At 57.5% G+C, this 19,982-nt stretch carries 19 protein-coding genes; 11 read left to right on the top strand and 8 right to left on the bottom strand.

Going from position 1 to position 19,982, the window contains the following annotated elements; genetic code table 11:
• Positions 1–37: 37 nt before the first annotated feature.
• The 4 genes from AAEO81_RS12650 to AAEO81_RS12635 are packed head-to-tail and all read right to left on the bottom strand — an operon-like array spanning position 38 to position 5,059.
• Positions 38–1,681, bottom strand: coding sequence for an ABC transporter ATP-binding protein (locus AAEO81_RS12650; RefSeq protein WP_341963947.1), 1,644 nt, complete (start codon positions 1,679–1,681; stop codon positions 38–40).
• Between the two features lie 2 nt (positions 1,682–1,683).
• A complete protein-coding gene (locus AAEO81_RS12645; RefSeq protein WP_341963946.1) occupies positions 1,684–2,562 on the bottom strand; it encodes an ABC transporter permease in 879 nt (292 codons plus the stop codon).
• Positions 2,559–3,500, bottom strand: a complete 942-nt coding sequence (locus AAEO81_RS12640; protein WP_341963945.1) for an ABC transporter permease — start codon at positions 3,498–3,500, stop codon at positions 2,559–2,561. Before AAEO81_RS12640 ends, AAEO81_RS12645 begins: the two co-directional genes overlap by 4 nt.
• Positions 3,497–5,059: an ABC transporter substrate-binding protein gene (locus AAEO81_RS12635; RefSeq protein ID WP_341963944.1), complete on the bottom strand. Its 1,563-nt coding sequence runs from the start codon at positions 5,057–5,059 to the stop codon at positions 3,497–3,499. The genes AAEO81_RS12640 and AAEO81_RS12635 overlap by 4 nt, the downstream gene beginning before the upstream one ends.
• A 444-nt stretch (positions 5,060–5,503) precedes the next feature.
• On the opposite strand from AAEO81_RS12635, the gene AAEO81_RS12630 reads away from it, so the two are divergent.
• Positions 5,504–6,421: a LysR substrate-binding domain-containing protein gene (locus tag AAEO81_RS12630; protein ID WP_341963943.1), complete on the top strand. Its 918-nt coding sequence runs from the start codon at positions 5,504–5,506 to the stop codon at positions 6,419–6,421.
• Between the two features lie 57 nt (positions 6,422–6,478).
• Positions 6,479–7,957, top strand: a complete 1,479-nt coding sequence (locus AAEO81_RS12625) for a serine hydrolase (protein ID WP_341963942.1) — start codon at positions 6,479–6,481, stop codon at positions 7,955–7,957.
• A gap of 75 nt (positions 7,958–8,032) precedes the next feature.
• Here AAEO81_RS12625 and AAEO81_RS12620 read toward each other — a convergent pair whose 3' ends face one another.
• Positions 8,033–8,578 (bottom strand): carboxymuconolactone decarboxylase family protein, encoded by a 546-nt coding sequence (locus AAEO81_RS12620; RefSeq protein WP_341963941.1) that lies wholly within the window; start codon positions 8,576–8,578, stop codon positions 8,033–8,035.
• Between the two features lie 122 nt (positions 8,579–8,700).
• Here AAEO81_RS12620 and AAEO81_RS12615 point away from each other — a divergent pair, with 122 nt between their 5' ends.
• Positions 8,701–9,657 (top strand): cupin domain-containing protein, encoded by a 957-nt coding sequence (locus AAEO81_RS12615; protein ID WP_341963940.1) that lies wholly within the window; start codon positions 8,701–8,703, stop codon positions 9,655–9,657.
• Positions 9,658–9,673: 16 nt separating this feature from the next.
• On the opposite strand, the gene AAEO81_RS12610 is transcribed toward AAEO81_RS12615, so the two are convergent.
• Positions 9,674–10,513, bottom strand: a complete 840-nt coding sequence (locus tag AAEO81_RS12610; protein ID WP_341963939.1) for an AraC family transcriptional regulator — start codon at positions 10,511–10,513, stop codon at positions 9,674–9,676.
• A 181-nt stretch (positions 10,514–10,694) separates the two neighbouring features.
• On the opposite strand from AAEO81_RS12610, the gene AAEO81_RS12605 reads away from it, so the two are divergent.
• On the top strand, positions 10,695–11,210 hold the full coding sequence (locus tag AAEO81_RS12605) for a DUF417 family protein (protein WP_341963938.1): 516 nt from the start codon (positions 10,695–10,697) through the stop codon (positions 11,208–11,210).
• Positions 11,211–11,451: 241 nt separating this feature from the next.
• Positions 11,452–13,089 carry a methyl-accepting chemotaxis protein gene (locus AAEO81_RS12600; protein WP_341963937.1) on the top strand — a complete coding sequence of 546 codons (1,638 nt, stop codon included), beginning with the start codon at positions 11,452–11,454 and terminating at the stop codon, positions 13,087–13,089.
• A gap of 1 nt (position 13,090) precedes the next feature.
• On the opposite strand, the gene AAEO81_RS12595 is transcribed toward AAEO81_RS12600, so the two are convergent.
• Positions 13,091–13,810: an ABATE domain-containing protein gene (locus AAEO81_RS12595; protein WP_341963936.1), complete on the bottom strand. Its 720-nt coding sequence runs from the start codon at positions 13,808–13,810 to the stop codon at positions 13,091–13,093.
• Positions 13,811–14,129: 319 nt separating this feature from the next.
• On the opposite strand from AAEO81_RS12595, the gene AAEO81_RS12590 reads away from it, so the two are divergent.
• The 6 genes from AAEO81_RS12590 (at position 14,130) to AAEO81_RS12565 (ending at position 19,623) form a co-directional block, all read left to right on the top strand.
• Positions 14,130–15,035: an alpha/beta hydrolase gene (locus AAEO81_RS12590; RefSeq protein ID WP_341963935.1), complete on the top strand. Its 906-nt coding sequence runs from the start codon at positions 14,130–14,132 to the stop codon at positions 15,033–15,035.
• 78 nt (positions 15,036–15,113) lie between these two features.
• Entirely contained in the window at positions 15,114–15,533 is a 420-nt protein-coding gene (locus AAEO81_RS12585) for a nuclear transport factor 2 family protein (protein ID WP_341963934.1), read from the top strand.
• Between the two features lie 189 nt (positions 15,534–15,722).
• On the top strand, positions 15,723–16,625 hold the full coding sequence (locus AAEO81_RS12580; RefSeq protein ID WP_341963933.1) for an alpha/beta hydrolase: 903 nt from the start codon (positions 15,723–15,725) through the stop codon (positions 16,623–16,625).
• Between the two features lie 509 nt (positions 16,626–17,134).
• Positions 17,135–18,049, top strand: coding sequence for a LysR family transcriptional regulator (locus AAEO81_RS12575; RefSeq protein ID WP_341963932.1), 915 nt, complete (start codon positions 17,135–17,137; stop codon positions 18,047–18,049).
• A 151-nt stretch (positions 18,050–18,200) separates the two neighbouring features.
• Positions 18,201–18,833, top strand: coding sequence for an ABATE domain-containing protein (locus tag AAEO81_RS12570; RefSeq protein WP_341963931.1), 633 nt, complete (start codon positions 18,201–18,203; stop codon positions 18,831–18,833).
• 226 nt (positions 18,834–19,059) lie between these two features.
• Positions 19,060–19,623 (top strand): carboxymuconolactone decarboxylase family protein, encoded by a 564-nt coding sequence (locus tag AAEO81_RS12565; RefSeq protein ID WP_341963930.1) that lies wholly within the window; start codon positions 19,060–19,062, stop codon positions 19,621–19,623.
• Between the two features lie 64 nt (positions 19,624–19,687).
• On the opposite strand, the gene AAEO81_RS12560 is transcribed toward AAEO81_RS12565, so the two are convergent.
• On the bottom strand, positions 19,688–19,906 hold the full coding sequence (locus tag AAEO81_RS12560) for a hypothetical protein (protein WP_341963929.1): 219 nt from the start codon (positions 19,904–19,906) through the stop codon (positions 19,688–19,690).
• Positions 19,907–19,982: the final 76 nt, after the last annotated feature.

Below are 19,982 nucleotides of genomic sequence, written 5' to 3'. Positions count from 1 at the left end.
GTCGGATTCGCGCGAGCGGTGAAACGGTCAGGTGTGCTTACAGGGCGATGGCGACAGGTCCGGGTCTTATGCGGTAGCCACCGCTTTCAAGTTTTTCCAGCGGACTGGCAGCGGCCAGCAGCTTGCGCGTGTAGGGATGCCGAGGGTGATCGAATATCTCTTCTCGGGACCCCATTTCCACCAGCTTGCCCTCACTCATGACGGCGACGCGGTGAGCGATTCTTTCAACCGCCGCCAGGTCGTGGGAGATGAACAGGCAGGCAAAGCCGTACTGCGCCTGCAGCCTTTCGAACAGTTCCAGAATCTGTTTTTGAATGGTCATGTCCAGGGCAGAAATAGGCTCGTCGGCAATGACCAGTCGGGGGTGCCTGACGAGCGCCCTGCCAATGGCCACTCGCTGCCGCTGACCGCCAGAGAGCTGATGGGGAAAACGATCAACGAACTGCTCCGTCAGGCCCACATCAATGAGGGTCTTGCGCACCCGCTCGCGTTTTTCCGCTGCGTCGAGTGACGGTTCGTGACGCAAGGGCTCGGCGAGGATCTCGCCGATTTTCATGCGTGGGTCGAGTGACGAATAAGGGTCCTGAAAGATCATCTGGCACTGAAGACGATGCTCGCGATTGGCGGCTTGAAGGATATCGACCCCTTGAAACCGGATCGCACCTTCCCGGGGTTTGACGAGGCCGACCACAGCCCGCCCCAACGTTGTTTTGCCTGAGCCACTGCCCCCCACCAAGGCGAGGGTTTCGCCAGGGGCGATGGACAGACTGGCGCCGTGCACCACACGTTTGTGCGCGGCACGGCCCCAGAAACTGCGTGGTCCGGGGTGCTCGATGCTGACGCCTTCGACTTCCAGCACTGGACGCTCGCTGGGCGGCAGTGGCACCAGCACACCGCGCCGCGGCAATGCCTCAAGCAGCTGCCGGGTGTATTCCGCCTGCGGCGATAACAGAATCCGTTCAGTCGTGCCCTGCTCGATCGCCTTGCCGTTACGCATCACCACGACTTTGTGCGCATAGCGCGCCACGAGCGACAGGTCATGACTGATGAACAAAATGGCGGTGCCCTCTTCCCGCGCCAGCCCCAGCATCAACTTGAGCACGTCAAGCTGCGCGAGGCAGTCCAGTGCCGTCGTCGGTTCATCGGCGATCAGCAACGCGGGGCGCAGCAGCATGACCGACGCGAGCATGATGCGTTGACGCATACCACCCGAGAACTCATGCGGATAGGCACGAAGGCATCTCTCGGCGTCAGCAATGCCAATGTGCTCCAGCATCTTCAGACTGCGCAGCCGAATGTCTTCCTCATTGAGGTCGGTGTGCAATCGCAGGCCTTCAGCCATCTGCTGGCCGATGGTCAGCGACGGATTGAGGGAGACCATCGGTTCCTGGAACACCATGCCGATCTTCGCGCCTCTGATCTGGCGAAGCTGTTCAGGTCGCAGTCCCGCAAGGTCTCGCCCTTCGAAACGCACGGCGCCGCCGACCTGTTCCAACGGCGGTGGCAGCAAGCCAATGGCGGCGCGGGCCGCCATCGTCTTGCCACTGCCGGACTCTCCCACCAGGGCGACGATCTCCCCCGGGGCGACGGTAAAACTGAGGTCATCGACCGCCAGATGTCCATCCAGGCCCACTCGAATCTGAAGGTTTTCCACTGCCAACAAAACATGGGATGACGTCATGCTCACTTCCTCATCCGTGGGTCGAGACGATCGCGCAACGCATCGCCGGAAAGATTGAAAGCCAACAGCGACAAGGCGATGCACACCCCCGGAAACACCCCGAGCCAGCTCGCCGTGGCGATGTAGGGACGACTGGCCGCGAGCATGTTGCCCCAGGTCGCAGCCGGAGGCGGCACGCCAAGCCCCAGAAAACTGAGAGAGCTTTCGGCGAGGATGGCCCACCCGAACATGCTCGTCGCCAGCACGCAGATGGGCGCGACACAGTTCGGCGCGACGTGACGGAACATCGTGTACAGCTCCGAGTTGCCAATGACCCGAGACGCTTCGACGAACTCTTTTTCCCGCAGCGACAAGGCGGTGCCACGCACCACCCTCACCACGGACGGGGTGTAGGCAAGACTCAGCGCAAACACGATTCCGTAGAGACTCGGGCCAATGATCGCCATGATCCCAAGCGCCAGAAGAATTCCGGGGAATGCCAGCAGTGCATCGTTGATCATCATCAGGATGCGGTCGAACCATCCCCGGAAGAAGCCCGCGATCAGGCCCAGGAACGTTCCCGCGATGACCGCCAGAGTGACCGTGAGGGCGCTGATCCACAGGCTGGTGTGCGCACCGATCATGAGGCGACTGAGGACATCACGGCCGTATTCATCCGTGCCAAGCCAGTGCTGCACGGATGGCGCCTTCAGACGCGCCAGCAGGTTCAAGGCCAGAGGGTCCGAGGGAGTCCACACCAACCCCACCAACGCGGTCATCAACAGGAGCACCAGCAACGTGGTGCCAATGATGCCGTTCAGTGGCAGCAGGCGCCGGCTGCGTCGAGCGGCGCAAACGGGCGGAACCCTCAACACCGCGTCTTTTGTAAGAGGCTTGTTCATAGCTTGACCCTTGGATCGAAGAGCGGATACAGCAGGTCGACGAGCAGGTTGACGAGCACATACACAAACGTCACCAGCAACAGGCATCCCTGCAGAACGGGATAGTCCCGTGCATAAATGGCGTCGACCATGAGGCGACCGATGCCGGGCAGCGTGAAAACGGTTTCAAGTACCGCAATACCGCTGAGCAGGTTGCCCAGAATCAAACCGATCAGGGTCAACGTTGGCGCGAAGGCGTTTCGCAAGGCATGCCGCCAAAGCACGGCGCCCTCAGACAAGCCTTTGGCCCGGGCGTGAGTGATGTATTCCAGTCGCAGGACTTCAATGGCACTGGCCCTCGCCATGCGCGTGATCGCGCCAAATTCCACCAGCGTCAGCGTCACGATGGGGAGCACGATGTAACTCAGCGCCTGCCAGGGCGCCTCACTGAACGAGACATACCCCACCACCGGCAGCCAGCCCAGCTTGATGCCGAAGGCATAAAGCAGGAGCAATCCCAGCCAGAAACCGGGGATGGACAGCAGCAGCGTCGCGCCGGCCACGACGCCGAAGTCCAACGGGCTATTTTGCTTCCAGGCAGCCAGCAGCCCCAGCGGGACGGCGACCATTGCCGCCACCAGGACCGAAACGAGGACAATACTGGCGCTCACACTGAAGCGGTCCAGGATCAGCGGCAGAACGGGTTGACTGGTGGTGATGGACATTCCCAGATCACCACTCAGAACAGCCTTCAGCCAGATCAGGAATTGCAGCGCCATGGGCCGGTCGAGGCCCAACGCTTCGCGGGTCACCGCCAGACTGTGAGCGTCAGCCATATCACCGAGCATCAGCAGCGCAGGGTCTCCCGGCACCAGGCGGATGATGGCAAACACCATCAACGAAATCAGGAACAGCGTGGGCAGGGCCATTGCCAAACGCTGGATAACAAAACGCATCATGCTCCCGGCCTCCCGGCTTGCAGCTCAACGGTCCAGAACCGTGGCTTGGACACCGGCCAGGGTTTTACCCCCTGGACGTAATCACGATGCGCGGCAATCGAATTACCGTTGTACATCGCGATCAGCGGAACGTCTTTGATCATCAGCGCGTGGAGTTGATCGAAAAGCGCCTGGCGTTTGTCAGGGTCCGCTTCACGGGTGACCTCGGCCAACAGTTGAAGTGCCTGCGGGTTATCCCACACCTTTCTCGGCTCCTTGTCTTTGTTTCCGCTCACGGAATCAAAGCTCAGTGCAGGGTCCAGGCGCTCGGAGTAAGGGAACGCCATGATCTGGTAGTTGCCGCTCTGATAGCGCTCCAGCTGCGTACCCCACTCCAGGGTTTCCAGCTCCAGATTAATGCCGCTTTCCCTGGCCATTGCCTGGACGAATACGCCCATGTCAAAAATGCTGGGGTAGCGTTTGTTGACGAGTAATTTGATCGGTTGCCCTTTGTAGCCGGCCTCCGCCAACAGCCGTCGGGCCTTGACGGGGTCGTACCCGTATCCCTGGTCTTCAGCGGCCTGATGGTACTTGCTGCCCAGAGCGACCATCGACGGATTCGCCCTGGACCTGTTCTCGGTCAGCGCCGCGACGATCTGGGAGGTGTCCAGCGAGTAGGCGATGGCCTGGCGCAGCCGCACATCCTTGAGCAAAGGGTCACGTGTCTGGAACAACAGCGCGCTCACGGACATCGTGCCGCTGGAGGCAATCTTCACGCCCTTCACTTGCGCCAACTCATCAGCGTCAATCGGGGTGACGTCTATCAGCATGTCGACGTTTCGCGAGAGCAGCGCCGCCTTCGCCGCCGCAGGGTCCGGGATCACCATCAGCTTGATCCGATCAAGCCTGGCCGTCTTGTTTCCCGTGTAGCCATCAGGACCGGCCTCACTGCGCGGCGTGTAGTCGTTGAACCGCACCAGCTCGATCGACTGGGCGGGCTTCCACTCACCCAGCTTGAACGGGCCTGTACCGATCGGGGCCTTCCACACGCCATCGACCACGGAATCGGGGTGCAGAATCCCGCTGGCGCCGCACTCGGGAAGCGCAGTGCTCGCCAAGAACAGACCGTTGGGTTGATCCAGCGTGAAGGTGACGGTGAGAGGATCAGGAGCAGAAATGTCCACGACTTTAGCGCCCGTGTGCCCGTCGAAAGCCCCGAGACAGCGCCATTGGGTTTTCGGATCAAGATAGCGCCGCCAGGTCCAGACGACATCTGCCGCCGTGAGCGTTGCGCCGTTCTGAAACTTCACACCTTGGCGCAGATGGAACGTGTAACGAAGACCATCCTCTGACACTTGCACACGCTCGGCCAGCAGCGGCCCGACAGTCGCATCCTCGCGAAACGCCACCAACCCTTCCGTGAGATGAAGCATGACGGCATCGGAATTGGTGTCGCGGTTGACCCCTGGCTCTGTACTGCGAATATCAGCATTCAGGGCAACGGTCAGGGAATTGTCCGCCCAGGCACTGCCGGACATCAGCGCCGACAGTCCGCTCGCCAGAAATAACGCTTTGTTCATCATCGAAGACCCTTTGGTAACCGTTCGGACGTTGGCAGATCTCAAGGACGAGGTTCGTCCGAACGCATCATGATTTCTTGTTTTAGTGCCTCAACCCTCTGATCTCGCAGTGAGGCATCGCTGTCGTGTCGTTTTTGTTCTTGAGTCGTTCTTTGGGAACGACACAGCGTCACAGGCTCGTTACATCAGCCTTGACCGATCTTAAGAGCACCGCGAGGACGTTGAGAAGAACGTACCGAATGATCGCGTTCGGTTATTCCGGCCACTCAAGCCCTTTTACAACGAAACGTCGAATCACCCCCTCTACATCAAGGGTTTCAGAAGAGCGCACATCATCGTTACGATCGGTTATTGCGATCGCGATCACTTAAACCGATAGGCTTTTCGCGCAATCGATCAGATAAGCTCTCCCCATCCAAGCCTGGTCTGACAGGAATGAGCCACATGACACTGGTACATCTACGCGCGTTCTGTTCCGTTGTGGACAAAGGCAGCTTCAGGGCCGCAGCCCGGCAACTCGGGGTGGCGCAGAGCACGTTGACGCAATCCATTCAAAGCCTGGAAAAAGAGCTGGGTGTGACATTGCTCGCTCGCACCAACCAAGGCATCAACCTTACGCCGGCGGGTGATAGCTTTCTGATCCGGGCCCGGTCAATTACCCTCGACTGCGACCGCGCCCTGCAAGACGTCCAGCAGTGGAAAGGAGAGCCGGAGGGCCAGATCGCGCTAGGTGTGACGTCAGAGCCGCTGGCGGAATTATTGATGCCGGTATTCAGCAGCTTCACCCAACGATTTCCCAAGGTGCAGGTGCACGTCGCCAGTGGCGCGGCGAAAGGCCTGATCGAGAAGATTCGGGATGGGCGGCTCGATTTCGCCATGTGCCCATTGGCTTCCAACGTGAGCGACATCGACCTGGCCATCGAGCGCCTGTACAGCTCCGAGGCCAGCATCATCGCGCGCAAGGGACACCCTCACGCGGACGCGCGTACCGTGCGAGAACTGACGGATTGCCAGTGGATCAGTGTCCGGCCCGCAGGCGTGGTCGGCGGTGCGGAAAACCGCTTGATCGAACTGTTCAAGGCCGAGCGCCTGCCGCCTCCCAAGATCGCCATCACCGCAGACTCGTTGCTGGAGACGCTGCACATTGTCTCTGAATCGGACTATCTGACCATCGAGCCGCGCATGCTGCCCAGCATGAAACTGTTCTCATCGTCCTTGATCGCCATCCCGATCCGCGAACCGCTGGCCTCTAGGAACGTGTGCCTGATCAGTCGTCGCGCATCGCCGTTCACCCCGATCACTCAGGAGCTGACCAGTATGTTGATCTCATACTCCCGGCTGATTCACCGCCCGACGGCCTGATGCCCTCCCCTTTTTACCGTTGTGGTCCTCCCATTCCTTCACTTGTCGGACACTTCCATGCCTGTTTGCGCCGATCCGCCCCCAGCCGTCCCTCCTTCGTCGAGATTCGAAGCGTTGCAACGCGGTTCGCCCAGTCAGCTTGGCGTCGACCCCGACCGGATCGTCAGTTTTCTGGACGACGTCGAAGACGCCGGGCTGGACCTTCATGGGCTCATACTGCAACGTCACGGCAGCGTGATCGCCGAAGGGTGGAAATGGCCCTACTCTGCCGAGAAACCCCGCGTCCTGCACTCGGTCGCGAAAAGCTTCACTGCGTGCGCCATCGGCTTTGCGGTCAGCGAAGGCCTGATGCAATTGAGCGACAAGGTCGTCTCTTTTTTTCCCGAACATCTGCCCGCCGATGTCCACGACAGGCTCTCGCGCATGACGGTGGAGCACCTGCTGACCATGCGCACGGGTCACGCGTCCAATACGTCCGGGGCCGTGTGGCGTCAGATCCAGACCAGCTGGATTGCCGAGTTTTTCAAGATTCCGTTGGTTTATGAGCCGGGCGAACATTATGTCTACACCAGTGCGGCCAGCTACATGCTCTCGGCGATCATCACCCGACTCACAGGCCTGACCCTGCATCAATACCTGCGACCTCGCCTGTTTATGCCGTTGGGCATCCATGATGACCATTGGGAAGTCGGGCCGGACGGGATTAACCCCGGCGGCAACGGCCTGACGGCGCCCCCTTCGGCCATGCTCAAGCTGGGCATGCTTCATGCCCAGCGAGGAATGTGGGAAGGACAGCGCATCCTGCCGGAGGACTGGATCGACCGCGCGACGCAACCGCAAGGTGGCAGTGACAGCCAGTACGGGTATCACTGGGCAATAAAGCCCAAGGATGCCTACTGCGCGGTCGGGGTGTTCGTGCAGATGTCGATCGTCTACGCGCAACACGGCGCCACACTGGTGCTGGTGGGCGCCATGAAAAACTCGGCGCAGATCCGTCCCCACATCGAGCGTCACTTTCCCGAAGCCCTGACCGGAGTGTGCCAACCGGCAGTTGCGGCCGATCAACGTCTGACCCGTCGGCTGGAAGCCATGGGCCGTGTGCCGGTGCTGACCTCTCAAGCCAGGGGCCGCCTGCAATCGCCTGCGACGCTCTACTTTGAAATCGACGATAACGAACTGGGTGTCCGAACCCTCGGCTTTGCATTCGAGAACGACACCATCGAAGTCGTGGTGCATGACGCCACGGGTGAGCACGTTGTCGTGGCAGGCATTGATCGATGGCATCACGGCACCACCAGCATGCCCGGCCAGGATCTTCATCATGGATACGCACTCGACAATGCCGAGGTGATTGCCGGCGGGTGCTGGATGGATGACGCCACCTTGCAGCTGCAATGGATATACCCCGGCTGTGCGTTTCGCGACACCGTGGTGTGCACCTTCACGGAAGACACGCTTCGCTATGAGCGCAACACGAACGTTAACAGTGGACGGTTGCGGCACCCCGCACTTCGGGGCAAGCGTCAGCGCAGATAGACAAACGGCGCCATCAGGCGCCGTTTCTGTTGACAGTGGACGGACAGCTTACGCCTCGTCCACAGCAGAGAAGACTCAGACCGCTGCAGGGATCGCAGGGAAGTCAATCGCAGTGTCGTTCACACGGTTGAACAGGTTGGTGAACATGATGATCGAGATGGCGAGGCTGATTTCCGCCAACTGAACATCGGTGTAACCGGCGGCTTTGATCGCGGCAAAAGCCTGCTCGCTCACGGTTCCGGAGGTTTTCACCAACAGGGTGACAAAGGCGATCAGGGCATCACGCTTCGCATCACCGGTCGGGCGACCGGCACGCACATTTTGCAAAACCTCAACGGTCAGGCCGGTCATTTTGGCGAGCATGAAATGTGCGGTTTCGCAGTAGTCACAACCTGTCAGGTTGCTCACCAGCAGTTTGATGACTTCCTGATCCTGCTTGCTCAGCGTACCGCCAGCCAACGCGCCGTCAGCGCCAAGGATGGCACCCAGACCAGCCGGGGCCAGAGCACCGATTGCAGCGTAGGTGTTCGGAACCATGCCTACCGCTTTTTTGATGTTGCCGTACAGTTCAGCGGTTGCGCCAGTTGCGGTTTCGATTGCAGGGATTTGAATGCGGCTCATGTTGTTTCTCCAAGGGTGGATCGTTAATGGGTGTGGGGTTACTTTAAGAAAACTTAGCGATACGCGTAAGATCGAATAAGCTCACTAATGACCTTTATCGTCTCATTCAACGGATGCCCTCCATGTCCCCACCTTTAGACTGGCTGAGTCAGCTGCTCGCCATGCTTCCTGTATCCGGACGCCTGGACACCCGGTGCTTTTACGGTGCGCCCTGGCAGATCACCTACGAGCCTTCGCCACCGGGGGAGATGCCGTATCACATCGTGCTCAAAGGATCGGCGATTGTGGATGCGCAAGGAGACGCCCCGGCAGAACGACTGCACGAGGGCGACATCATTCTTTTTGCCGATGGGTCGGCGCATGTCCTTCACGATGGCAGCGCCCACTCTCCGGGGGTGGCGAGTTTCAAACAGGAATTGAATTTCGTCGTCAGCGAGAACACCGAAACGGGTGAGCGTCTGGACATGCTATGCGGCCGTTTCATCGTGAAACCGCCTTATGACAGACTCCTGCGCTCATACCTTCCCCCACGATTGATCGTGCGGGCAAACCATGACGCCGACCCTGATCAGCCGCCCTCAACCGCCCGGCAGCTGACCAACCTCATTGATTTGATGCGTCATGAGTCGGCAAGCCCGACGTTGGGTGCACACGCCATGCTGGGCGCATTGTCTGCGGCTCTTTTTACCTTGGCGTTGCGCCTGGCAGGCGAGAACGAAAACGCATCGTTCGGTCTTCTGGCAATGGCAGGTCACCCTCGCCTGGCGCCCGCCCTCAACGGCATCATGCGTGAGCCCGCGCATCCGTGGACGCTCGAAAACCTGGCCGAGCTGTGCAACATGTCTCGCGCAACACTGGCCCGACACTTTAAAGAGCGCATCGGCTGCACGACGAGTGAGTTGCTCACAGATGTCCGAATGACCCTGGCGATCAACGAACTGAAGAACCCGTCGAACTCTACGGAATCAGTCGCCGAGCGCGTGGGCTACCAATCGATATCGGCATTTCAAAAAACCTTCAAACTGCATGTAGGCATGAGCCCAGCACAATGGCGCAAATACCAGACCACGCTCACCTGAGCCTCGCCCGGCAGGCTCAGCCGCCCTGCGCCTCGGTGGTCGAGGCCTTCGTCCAGTCACGCGGATTCAGGCCCGTTCTGCGCCTGAAAGCCCTTGCCAATGCCGAGGGACTTTCGTAGCCCACCTGGTCGGCAATCAACGCGATGGGCCGGCCTTCACGCAGCAGCTTTTGAGCCAGACTGATACGCCAGCTCAACACGTATTCGGCGGGCGTCTGACCCACGACCTCTTTGAAGTGAGCCGCGTAGCTGGCACGCGACATGTTGGACTCGGCAGCCAATTCGGAAATGGACCAGGGGTGGTGGGGCTGGTCATGCACCTTCACGAGAGATTTGGCCAGACGTGCGTCGGCCAGCCCGGCCATCATTCCTGACTTGAGCGCTTGATGGTCGAGCAGGTATCGCAAGAGCTGAATGACGACCAGCTCAAACAGCCGATCCAGTGCCGCGTGCCTACCACAGTGATCAGCCGCGGCCTCATTGAACAGCCACTTGATGAGATCGGCGAGCATTGGCAGTTGCGCCAGCGGCAGAACAATGAGGTCAGGTAACGACGCGGCCAGGGGGTTGTTCACGCCCCCGGCAAACTCTAGTGATGCACATTGCAGCACGGCACCGCCTGCCTCTCCGCTCACCAATTGATGCTTGCTTGGCCGAGGCACAAAGATCAGCGTGGGCTCACTGAACACCTGATCAGGACGGCCCGGAAGCGCAAGCCTGATTGCTCCAGCCTGCAGAAGATGAATGTGCCCTCGTTGGTCAGCCCCATCGAACACGCTCACACCGCATAGCTCGCCGCTGTAGAACAGGTTGGCGCGCACCCCAAACAACGTTAACAGCGTTGACAGTCGATCCATGGGCTTTCTCCGGTTTGGACGATCTGCAGCATATCATCGACTCATTGCCTCCGATACGAACCACTTTCGTTGCACTATGGCACCGTACTCAACGTTAAACATCGCACGTTTATGAAATGAAGTAATGCCCGCCTGGACTACGCTGAGCGGGCCAACTAACTCAACTAAAGGTGAAGAAAAAATGAACACTTCCACAACAGGAACTGGCTTTAACACTGAAAGTATTTTCAAGAAAGGTCTCGGCGACAAGGTGACAAAATTTGGTGTAGGCGCGATCTATTTCGCCATGACCGTTATCTACCTCTGGTTTGGCGGCATGAAGTTTTCAGGGTATGAAGCGAACGGCATTCACGGTTTTGTCAGCAACAGTCCTTTGCTCTCGTGGATGTACAGTTTCATGAGCATTCAGGGCTTTTCAAACTTTCTCGGCGTGCTGGAGATTTCCGTTGGCGTACTGATCGCCGGGCGACTCCTCTCTCCCAAACTGTCCATCCTTGGCGGAGTTTTGTCGGCAGGCCTCTTTATCACAACGTTGTCGTTCATGCTGACGACACCGGGGGTCTTTGAACCGTCGCTGGGCTTCCCTGCCATCTCCGTAGTGCCTGGTCAGTTCCTGCTGAAAGACCTGGGTTTGCTGGCCGCCTCTATCTTCGTTGCGGGCACTTCACTCACCGCGCTCGAGAAAGAGAGGGGCTAACGACCCTGAAGCATGATGCACCCACGACGCCTTGGGCCCTCGACATCGCAGAGGGCCTTTTGGCCGACAACGCTCGCCATGAGCGCACGTTTTCGAAACAAATTCCCCCCTCAGCCAGCTAAAGTCCTGACAGAGGACTTAGTGCCATCAGCGAACTTTCGGTCACCCGCTTGAGCGACGCCCTGCACGATAACAACTTATGCCCACCGCCCATTGAAAACAGCACTCGATAGGATGCCCGATGCTCGTTCTTACACACCTCCGATTCTCCGTAAAACTTTTGAGCGCTTTCTTACTGTGCGCCTTCATTACTCTGTCCGTCGGGGTGATCGGGATACTCGGAAGTGGCACGCTCGCCCGTGCATTGTCCACCGCCTTTAACACCAATCTGGTTGCCATCGCCTCCGCATCGGAAGTACTCAGTAGCGTGACGGCGCATAACCGAACGCTTTATCGTCTGTTGGCGGCAAAAAAAACCAATGCCCCTTCTACCGACCTTGAAAAAATACACACGGAACTTGCCAACACACTGGCGAGCGCTGAATCCGCACTCGGCACCTATCAACGCCTGAATCAATCCCTGGCGGAAACGGAGCTGGCCCAGTTACGCATCATCTGGCCAGACTATGTGGCCTCCTCCAACAACGTCATTGCCCTCGCCGATGCAAATAACCTCGACCAGTCGGATGCTCAGATCAACTCGGGCAACCTGATCGCATACAGGGGATTGCGTGACAATCTCCGAAGCTTGGTCACCGCAAATAACGACGAGATTCGCGATGCATCCGCCCGTGCCATTGCGTTGAAAAACAGCGTTTATGTTCAGCTCGGGGTCGGAATCGCCATCGCCTTTTTAGCGGCGATAGGTATCGGGTTGATGATGACTCGCATGATCACTCGCCCCCTTTCAGAGGCGGTTTCGAACGCAGAAAGGATCGCCGCCGGTGATCTGGCTCAGCGCATTGAAACAGACCGTTCGGATGAAGCCGGTCAGCTACTGAACGCGCTGGGCAATATGCAATCGAGCTTGAAGTCCACGTTAACGGATATCACCAGGGCGGCAGAACAGCTCGGTCTGGCCGCAGGAGAACTGAATTTGGTCACCGATGAAAGCACTCAAAGCCTGTCCCGACAAAACGGCGAGATTCAACAGGCCGCTACTGCGGTCAGCCAAATGACGGCGGCGGTTGAGGAAGTGGCGCGCAACGCAGTCTCGACCTCTGATGCTTCCCGTGACGCGACGGGAAAAGCTGAGGAAGGACGCAATCAGGTCGAATCCACCGTTGCAGGTATCAATACGATGTTGAGCGACATTGAAGCGTCCACCCTGGTGGTGGCGGAACTGGCAAAGCGTGTGCGGGACATCAGCTCCGTGCTGGACGTGATCAGAAGCATCGCCGAGCAGACCAATTTACTCGCCCTGAATGCGGCAATCGAGGCGGCGCGCGCCGGGGAACAGGGCCGCGGCTTCGCGGTGGTCGCGGACGAAGTCCGAGCGTTGGCGCACCGGACTCAGGCCTCCACCGTTGAAATCGAACACATGATCGGATCGGCAAAAAACGATGCCGAGAGCGCCGTGCAGGCGATGAACAAAACCCTGACCGTGGCAGCCAATACGCAAGATCAGGCCCGCCTTGCCGGATCTGCTTTAGAAGCCATCACCCAAGGTGTCTCCAGGATCAACGAGCGCAATCTGGTGATTGCCTCCGCGTCAGAAGAACAGGCGCAAGTCGCCCGGGAAGTCGACCGTAATCTGGTGAACATCCAGACGCTCTCGGAAAGAACCGCCGTCGGGGCGAATCAAACCACAGCGTCGAGCCAAAAACTCATGACCATCGCCGCAAATCTCAACGCCATGGTGAGCAAGTTCAAGTTATGAGTCACGACGCGTGAGGCGGGTTTTTTTGCTGTTTTTTGCGATGGGAGGCCTGCTTTGCTCGATTGCCGCACGTGGCCATGCTGCACCAGCGTCGAGAAAGGCGAGATGTTTTATCGAGGAATACCAGCGAACAGTTGCGGCCCTGGCAGTACTTGATATTCGCAAAGCTCAGCGAGGCGATGGCATGTGCCACCGCCTCGCCCAACACGTACATCAACGCGCCAGAAGAGATCTCGCGCCGTTTCCAGACACCGTGCAACGGACTGACCGTCGAGCCGACATCTGAGGGTGGGGGGCGAACGTGAATCTGAAGATGAAGCGCATCGGCGCGCAACAGATCATTGATTGGAGCCAAGTCATGAAGCGCGTCACCCGTCAGAGCTTGTCCGTGATATCGAAGGACAAAGGAGCGAAACCAGTCCCTGAGCTGCCTCGCTCCCGCAGCCACCGTATCAAGCTCTTCCAGGCGAGCCATTCGACGCACTTCAAGCGCCTCCTGCTCACTCAACAACTGGACTTGTTGCAACCAGTCAACCAGAGCCGCGCCACTTCCGAGCCAATCAATCTGCCGCCCGGTGGAGTACAGGGAGGTGTTCAGAAAATCCAGGGCAGTGGACTCCGCAAGCACGGGGGCCACGGCCCAAGACGTAACCTCTACAGGACCGTCATAACGGATATCAGCAGTTGCGCTGTCCGTCGTCGTATTTTGCGGAATAACCATCACCCTGCCCTTAATGCTGTACATATGGGTGGAAAATATAACCTCACCAAATGCATTTGACAAGTTACTCAACCAGAAGATAACCTCACTGACACAAATTTAGAGGTTACCAAGCCAAGAGGAACCCATGATGCATGCCAATCCTGTCCTTTCCGTTCCAGTCCTTGCGAATGGGTGTGAACCGTACCGCTCACACCGTCGCCCACATGGGTTTAGCCCACGCGTTCTATCCTTGTTTCATGCAAAACCAACGCGACAGCGGTCCACGCTCCGCTCTGTCTTTCATACCTTTCTTTGCGCCCTAGGGGTGATTGCAGCCATGTCCCTCAGTGACTCCAGCCATGCAGCAACCAACGCGGAAACAAACCCCGTCCACTACCGCACGGTGCAGGTGGACGGACTCTCGATCTTTTACCGTGAATCCGGTCCAAGTAACGCGCCTACACTGCTGATGCTGCATGGATTTCCATCGTCGTCACGAATGTACGAGCCTTTATTGAGAAGCCTGTCGACTCAATACCACGTCATTGCGCCGGATTACCCAGGCTTCGGTCACAGCGACGCCCCCAGCGCAAGCGCCTTCCAATACACGTTCGATCATCTCGCCACCATCGTGGAGCACTTCACTGAGACGCTCGGCCTGAAACGTTACGTGCTTGTCATGCAGGACTACGGCGGTCCAATCGGCATGCGCCTCGCCGTCGCTCATCCGGAGCGCGTCCAGGCAATCATCGTTCAGAACGCCGTGTCTCATGAGGAAGGACTTGGCCCACTGTGGGTCAAGCGTCGCGAATTCTGGGCCAATCGCGCAGCAAACGAGCAGGCGCTACGCGGGGCATTCCTTTCACTGGCGACAACAAAGCAACGCCATATCGGCTCCAACCCCAACCCTGAGTCGGTCGATCCTGATCGCTGGGTGGACGAGTTCGGTTTTCTGTCACGACCAGGGCAGGCCGATATTCAGACGGACCTCTTCTACGACTACCGCACTAACGTCGCCAGTTACCCTGCATGGGGCGCCTGGTTGCGGGAACATCAGCCTCGAACCTTGATCCTGTGGGGCAAGTACGACCCCTCATTCCAGGTGGATGAGGTGGCTGCCTTTCAACGTGACGTCCCGAAAGCCGAGGCGCACATTCTTGACGCGGGCCACTTTGCGATCCAGGACGACCCTGAAGAAATCTCTCGCCTGGTCAAACACTTCCTTCACCGCACACTCAAGTAAGGCGTCACAGGTGTGCGTGGAGACAGCCGCGGGATAAACGTGATGCAGGGCATTGAGCCCTTTCAGTTGGAGGATGACATGTCAAATATTCAGAGCGCAGATAACGACGTTAGCCCCTCAGAAACAGTGCGTGGTTTTTATAACGCCTTGGGACGCGGGGATGTGCCGGCCGTACTCAGCCTCCTTCATGACCAGGTGCAATGGACAGAAGCTGAGCGCTTTCCTTATTACAGCGGAACGTGGGTCGGCCCTCAGGCCGTACTGGATAATTTGCTCAAGCGATTGGCCACCGACTGGACAGACTTTGCAGCCACCGCCGACGATTTCATTGTGCAGGGATCACGGGTGGTGTCGTTCGGGGTTTATTCCGGCACTTACAAAGCGACAGGCAAATACATGTCTGCACCGTTTGCGCATCTTTGGAACGTCACAGACGGCAAACTTTCAAGTTTTGTGATGTACACGGATACCGCGAAGGTGCTTGAGGCCATGCACTAACACCTCGCAAGGCACGTACCGCGCCTGATGGGCGAAGAAAGTGTATTTGTTTCAAGCCCCCGTGCGAGCAATACGTTTACGCCCCGACGGAACGATCAACGATATACCCACCATGGACGGGCAACTTTCCAGCGCGCTGGAGGCTGCCCGTTCGGACCCACTCCACCCACGGTCAAAGGAGTAAAACCCATGCATTTTCCAAGCAGCAACATCACCACCACTCACTATAAATTCGCTGACGCCGACGGCGTGCGTGTTTTTTATCGGGAAGCGGGTGAGCCGTCTTTCCCGACCCTGCTGTTGCTTCACGGTTTTCCCAGTTCATCCCACCAGTTCCGCAACTTGATTCCATTGCTGGCGGATAACTTTCATATTATTGCGCCGGATCTGCCAGGCTTTGGTTTCACCGAGGTACCCGCTGAAAGGAACTACACCTACACATTCGACGCACTGGCGCATACCCTCGGCGAGTTCGTGAATGCAGTAGGTCTGGAAAGCTACGCAATGTACGTGTTCGACTATGGCGCCCCCACAGGCCTGAGGCTGGCATTGAAGCATCCGGAACGGGTGACCGGTCTGGTCACACAAAACGGCAATGCTTATCTTGAAGGACTGGGGGACGCCTGGGCGCCCATCCGGGCGTATTGGGAAACGCCGTCTGCCGAGAACAGGAACGCTATCGCTGACGCGATTTTGCACCTGGCCGGAACCAAATGGCAGTACGAACACGGTGTCCATGCCCTTGAATCCATCGCGCCTGAGTCTTATACCCTCGATGCCTTACTGATGGACCGCCCCGGAAATAAAGACATCCAGCTCGATCTTTTCCTGGACTATGCAAATAACTTGACGCTCTACCCTGCCTTCCAGGAATACTTTAGAACGTCAAAGCTGCCCATCCTTGCCATTTGGGGAAAGAACGATCCTTTCTTCATCCCTCCGGGAGCAGAGGCATTCAAACGAGATAATCCAAACGCAATCGTTGAACTGCTGGACACCGGACACTTTGCTTTGGAAACCCATGCCGAGCACATCGCAAACCGTATTATTGAAGTGTTTGGTGCGGCCCCCGAAGAATTACTCATTAACTGATAAATCCTTTTCTCGCTGTTTTATTCGCGGCGCTGCGTTGAGAGGCCAATCCGGTCAGACCAAGCCCTTTAACGCGGCGCTGCCTTCATGCTCTGCCGCCTTCGCTGACAGGCGTACTCACCGTGTCGCCCTTGATACTTCGTACCGTTACTTATCCAAGCCTACTTATTAAAGCCGTCTGATGCAGTCATTCAGGCCTGACGGCGCCCGCACCTGCCAACCCCGGCAGGAATAACCTAAATAAAAAGCCTTACCGGGTTACATTATAAATATTCATGCACTTCTACCATTTAAAACAACCCGATGAAATGCTTTTGACAGGTTAGCCACAATATGGCAAATTCCGTTCGCTTTTAGACAACTTAGTATGAGTCTGAGAGCGTCAGTCATGCCTGAGGGGAATAAATATTGCCGCTCTTAAACACCCGGCAGGCACAACGGTGCTATAAGGCTACAGCGGTAGCCTTATAGATCAGTCCAATCGAGCGGCAAGATATGACGTCAGTGGCATGAATACATTCCTACTCACCTATAAGCTCTTCTTGTGTGTCGCACGGCACAAAAGTTTTTCGGTGGCTGCCAAAGAAGTCGGGTTAGCACAATCATCTGTTTCGCGCATCATTGCGTCACTGGAGCACGACATCGGCGCCAAGCTTTTTATTCGAACCACGCGCGCCGTCGAACTCACCGAAGCGGGTCATGAATACCTGCAGCGTATCGAGCCTCTCATCGTGCAGTTCGAGGATGCCAATCAAGCGGTCAAAGGCAACGGTGAGCTCTGCGGAACGCTGCGAATCGGTCTTACCTCGGGCATGGCGTTGCGCGAAGTGGTGCCGATGTTGTCGAATTTTCGAGAGCAACACCCTTCTCTTTGCGTAAACCTGGTGCTGGACGATGCACGACAGGATTTGATTAAAGACGGTGTTGATGTCGCGATTCGGTGCGGGCCGTTGGCCGATTCGACAGCGACCACCCGGGTCGTGGGTGCCGCCCGCCGCATGTTAGTGGCCTCCCCCGACTACGTTAAAGCACACGGACTCCCCAAGTCTCCCCGCGACCTGCTGCATCACACGATGATCGGTGGGCCGCCGGGTCTTACCGCGGGCTCCTGGAGTTTTGAAAAAGACGGCAACCAGCAGACGGTACGCATCGAACCCAAGATTGCAGTGAACATCAACGACGTAGCGATGAGCGCGGCGATACATGGCCTGGGGATCGCGATGACCAGTTGCTGGGCCTGCAAGAAAGAGCGGGCGGACGGAACACTCGTTGAGGTGCTCAGCGACTGGTCGCTGGCAACCGTGACGGTATACGCAATATTCCCGGGAGGCGCCGCGGCCAAGCCCGCTGCAAAAGCGTTCGTTGAGCACTTCATTACCCAGAACGTATTTCACACCGCCCATGACTTGGACGCCTCTCATTAGATTGACTGTTCAAGGATCGCCTCTGGAGCAAAACGCGTTAACCGGCATAACCCGACCAATATATGCCAGAAGGTTACTCCAGGCGTAACTTGTCAAGGTACAGGTGAATGGTTACCCTTGCTGACAAATTCGAAGCCAGGGTGATGTATCCATGTCCGATTCTCTGCGGGGCCCAGCGATGTTCGTGGCGGACGCGCCGGCTCTGGATTTCCTGAATTCCGTCGCCAGTCCGGGCGGCAGGCATGTAGATTGGCTTGAAGACGGGGCAGGCTGGGTCGACTGGCTTGCCCAAACGGGCTGGGTCGAGCCAAAAGTGCTCGCACACATCCAGGCTCGGGCGATGCCTGGAGAACTCGACACGATCGCAGCCCAAGCCAGGACACTGAGAGACTGGTTTCGTGATTTTGTCTCGAAATATCGAGGCCAGCCTCTAGGGGCTGAGGCATTCGGCGATCTCACGGCACTGAATCGTCTGCTCGAAAGAGATGATCAATTCATGCAAGTGAGCCTGGCCCCAGAAGCGACCCAGCCATTCCAGGCTCAACTGGTTAGACGCTGGCCGACCCCTAACGCATTGCTCCTGCCTGTCGCTGAAATACTGGCAAACTTTATCTGTTCTGAAGATTTTACGGACATCAAGCATTGTGAAGGGGCGGCTTGCACGCTGACGTTCGTCGATCACACGCGCGGCAAGAAAAGGCGTTGGTGCAGCATGGCGGTCTGCGGTAATCGAGCGAAGGCTGCAGCCCATCGTGAGCGCAAAAAAGGCACTACGAGCGAATAGCGCCTGCCAACGCCGCTCAACCCGTTAATGCCAGGAGTCATTGGCGCGACGTATCACGCCTTTGCAGTAAGAAGTTACAGGGAGCCGAACAGTCATACGGGTGAGCAGCGGCGCAACACCTCTATTCCATCCAGGCATAACGACTATGCTTCGCACCTGCGTTCTCTGACTAATCAATGTGGCGCAGTATGGCCTCACTTACCCACCACATTGAGCAGGCACTGCAATGACCACCTTCACTACTTACACACTGGATAACGCACCGGACGCCTCGAAACCTGTTTTGAAAGCGGTTAAAGGCGCCTTCGGATTCGTGCCCAATCTGCAATCGAACATGGCTGAATCTCCAGAACTGTTGGCGGGCTATTCCGCGTTGTGGGATTTGTTTTCCAAGAGTTCACTGACCGCTCAGGAACAACAAGTGGTCTACTTGACCTCCAACTTTGAGAATAACTGCCACTACTGTATGGCTGGCCATACCACCCTCGCGAAGATGATCGGAATGGAAGCCGCAGTCATCGAAGCGCTGCGGGCCGGCACTGCTATCCCGGATGCTCGTCTAGAGGCATTGCGTCAGTTCACGGCCCTCGTGGTTCGGGAACGCGGGTTTGCGGGCGATGCGGCGGTTGACGCGTTCCTGGCGGCCGGTTACACGCGCAAAAATGTCCTTGAAGTTGTACTGGGCGTCGCCACTAAAGTCATGAGTAACTACACAAACCATATTGTGCATACCGAACTGGATGCCTTCATGGCAGGAAATGAGTGGACCAAACCCGCGGCCACTCGATAAGGAAAAATGAATAAGTCCCTGATCAACCCAGGGACTTATCGCGGTAGCTCCAATCATCCCTCGATCAGGATTTATTCACAAAGAGGATTTTCGCCACGGCGACAGACTCATCAATGATGCGTGAAGCGTTATGACGTAAATCCAACGGAAGCCACTCGTCATATCCGTTGATTTCCAACTTGGTTTGAAGTGCCAACATCTGGGTATCGATGCCCAGCGCGAGCGCAGCCTCAAACACCGCGACCAGGGTTTGACTGTACACACTCTCTGTCTTGTTATGCATATCATGCTCCGCACAGGCTTCTTTGAGTGTCACTCTGTTTTCAAGCACCCTCCCACTAATACTTGGCGCACGCCTC

Origin of the sequence: Pseudomonas sp. RC10 (genome assembly GCF_038397775.1) — a bacterium.
Taxonomy (GTDB): domain Bacteria; phylum Pseudomonadota; class Gammaproteobacteria; order Pseudomonadales; family Pseudomonadaceae; genus Aquipseudomonas; species Aquipseudomonas bambusae.
This window is presented reverse-complemented; position numbering and strand designations above follow the sequence as displayed.

Excerpts from the sequence above, each read along its gene's own strand:
- AAEO81_RS12650 (WP_341963947.1), bottom strand. The coding sequence starts at position 1,681 with ATGACGTCATCCCATGTTTTGTTGGCAGTGGAAAACCTTCAGATTCGA.
- AAEO81_RS12645 (WP_341963946.1), bottom strand. The coding sequence starts at position 2,562 with ATGAACAAGCCTCTTACAAAAGACGCGGTGTTGAGGGTTCCGCCCGTT.
- AAEO81_RS12640 (WP_341963945.1), bottom strand. The coding sequence starts at position 3,500 with ATGATGCGTTTTGTTATCCAGCGTTTGGCAATGGCCCTGCCCACGCTG.
- AAEO81_RS12635 (WP_341963944.1), bottom strand. The coding sequence starts at position 5,059 with ATGAACAAAGCGTTATTTCTGGCGAGCGGACTGTCGGCGCTGATGTCC.
- AAEO81_RS12630 (WP_341963943.1), top strand. The coding sequence starts at position 5,504 with ATGACACTGGTACATCTACGCGCGTTCTGTTCCGTTGTGGACAAAGGC.
- AAEO81_RS12625 (WP_341963942.1), top strand. The coding sequence starts at position 6,479 with ATGCCTGTTTGCGCCGATCCGCCCCCAGCCGTCCCTCCTTCGTCGAGA.
- AAEO81_RS12620 (WP_341963941.1), bottom strand. The coding sequence starts at position 8,578 with ATGAGCCGCATTCAAATCCCTGCAATCGAAACCGCAACTGGCGCAACC.
- AAEO81_RS12615 (WP_341963940.1), top strand. The coding sequence starts at position 8,701 with ATGTCCCCACCTTTAGACTGGCTGAGTCAGCTGCTCGCCATGCTTCCT.
- AAEO81_RS12610 (WP_341963939.1), bottom strand. The coding sequence starts at position 10,513 with ATGGATCGACTGTCAACGCTGTTAACGTTGTTTGGGGTGCGCGCCAAC.
- AAEO81_RS12605 (WP_341963938.1), top strand. The coding sequence starts at position 10,695 with ATGAACACTTCCACAACAGGAACTGGCTTTAACACTGAAAGTATTTTC.
- AAEO81_RS12600 (WP_341963937.1), top strand. The coding sequence starts at position 11,452 with ATGCTCGTTCTTACACACCTCCGATTCTCCGTAAAACTTTTGAGCGCT.
- AAEO81_RS12595 (WP_341963936.1), bottom strand. The coding sequence starts at position 13,810 with ATGGTTATTCCGCAAAATACGACGACGGACAGCGCAACTGCTGATATC.
- AAEO81_RS12590 (WP_341963935.1), top strand. The coding sequence starts at position 14,130 with ATGTCCCTCAGTGACTCCAGCCATGCAGCAACCAACGCGGAAACAAAC.
- AAEO81_RS12585 (WP_341963934.1), top strand. The coding sequence starts at position 15,114 with ATGTCAAATATTCAGAGCGCAGATAACGACGTTAGCCCCTCAGAAACA.
- AAEO81_RS12580 (WP_341963933.1), top strand. The coding sequence starts at position 15,723 with ATGCATTTTCCAAGCAGCAACATCACCACCACTCACTATAAATTCGCT.
- AAEO81_RS12575 (WP_341963932.1), top strand. The coding sequence starts at position 17,135 with ATGAATACATTCCTACTCACCTATAAGCTCTTCTTGTGTGTCGCACGG.
- AAEO81_RS12570 (WP_341963931.1), top strand. The coding sequence starts at position 18,201 with ATGTCCGATTCTCTGCGGGGCCCAGCGATGTTCGTGGCGGACGCGCCG.
- AAEO81_RS12565 (WP_341963930.1), top strand. The coding sequence starts at position 19,060 with ATGACCACCTTCACTACTTACACACTGGATAACGCACCGGACGCCTCG.
- AAEO81_RS12560 (WP_341963929.1), bottom strand. The coding sequence starts at position 19,906 with ATGCATAACAAGACAGAGAGTGTGTACAGTCAAACCCTGGTCGCGGTG.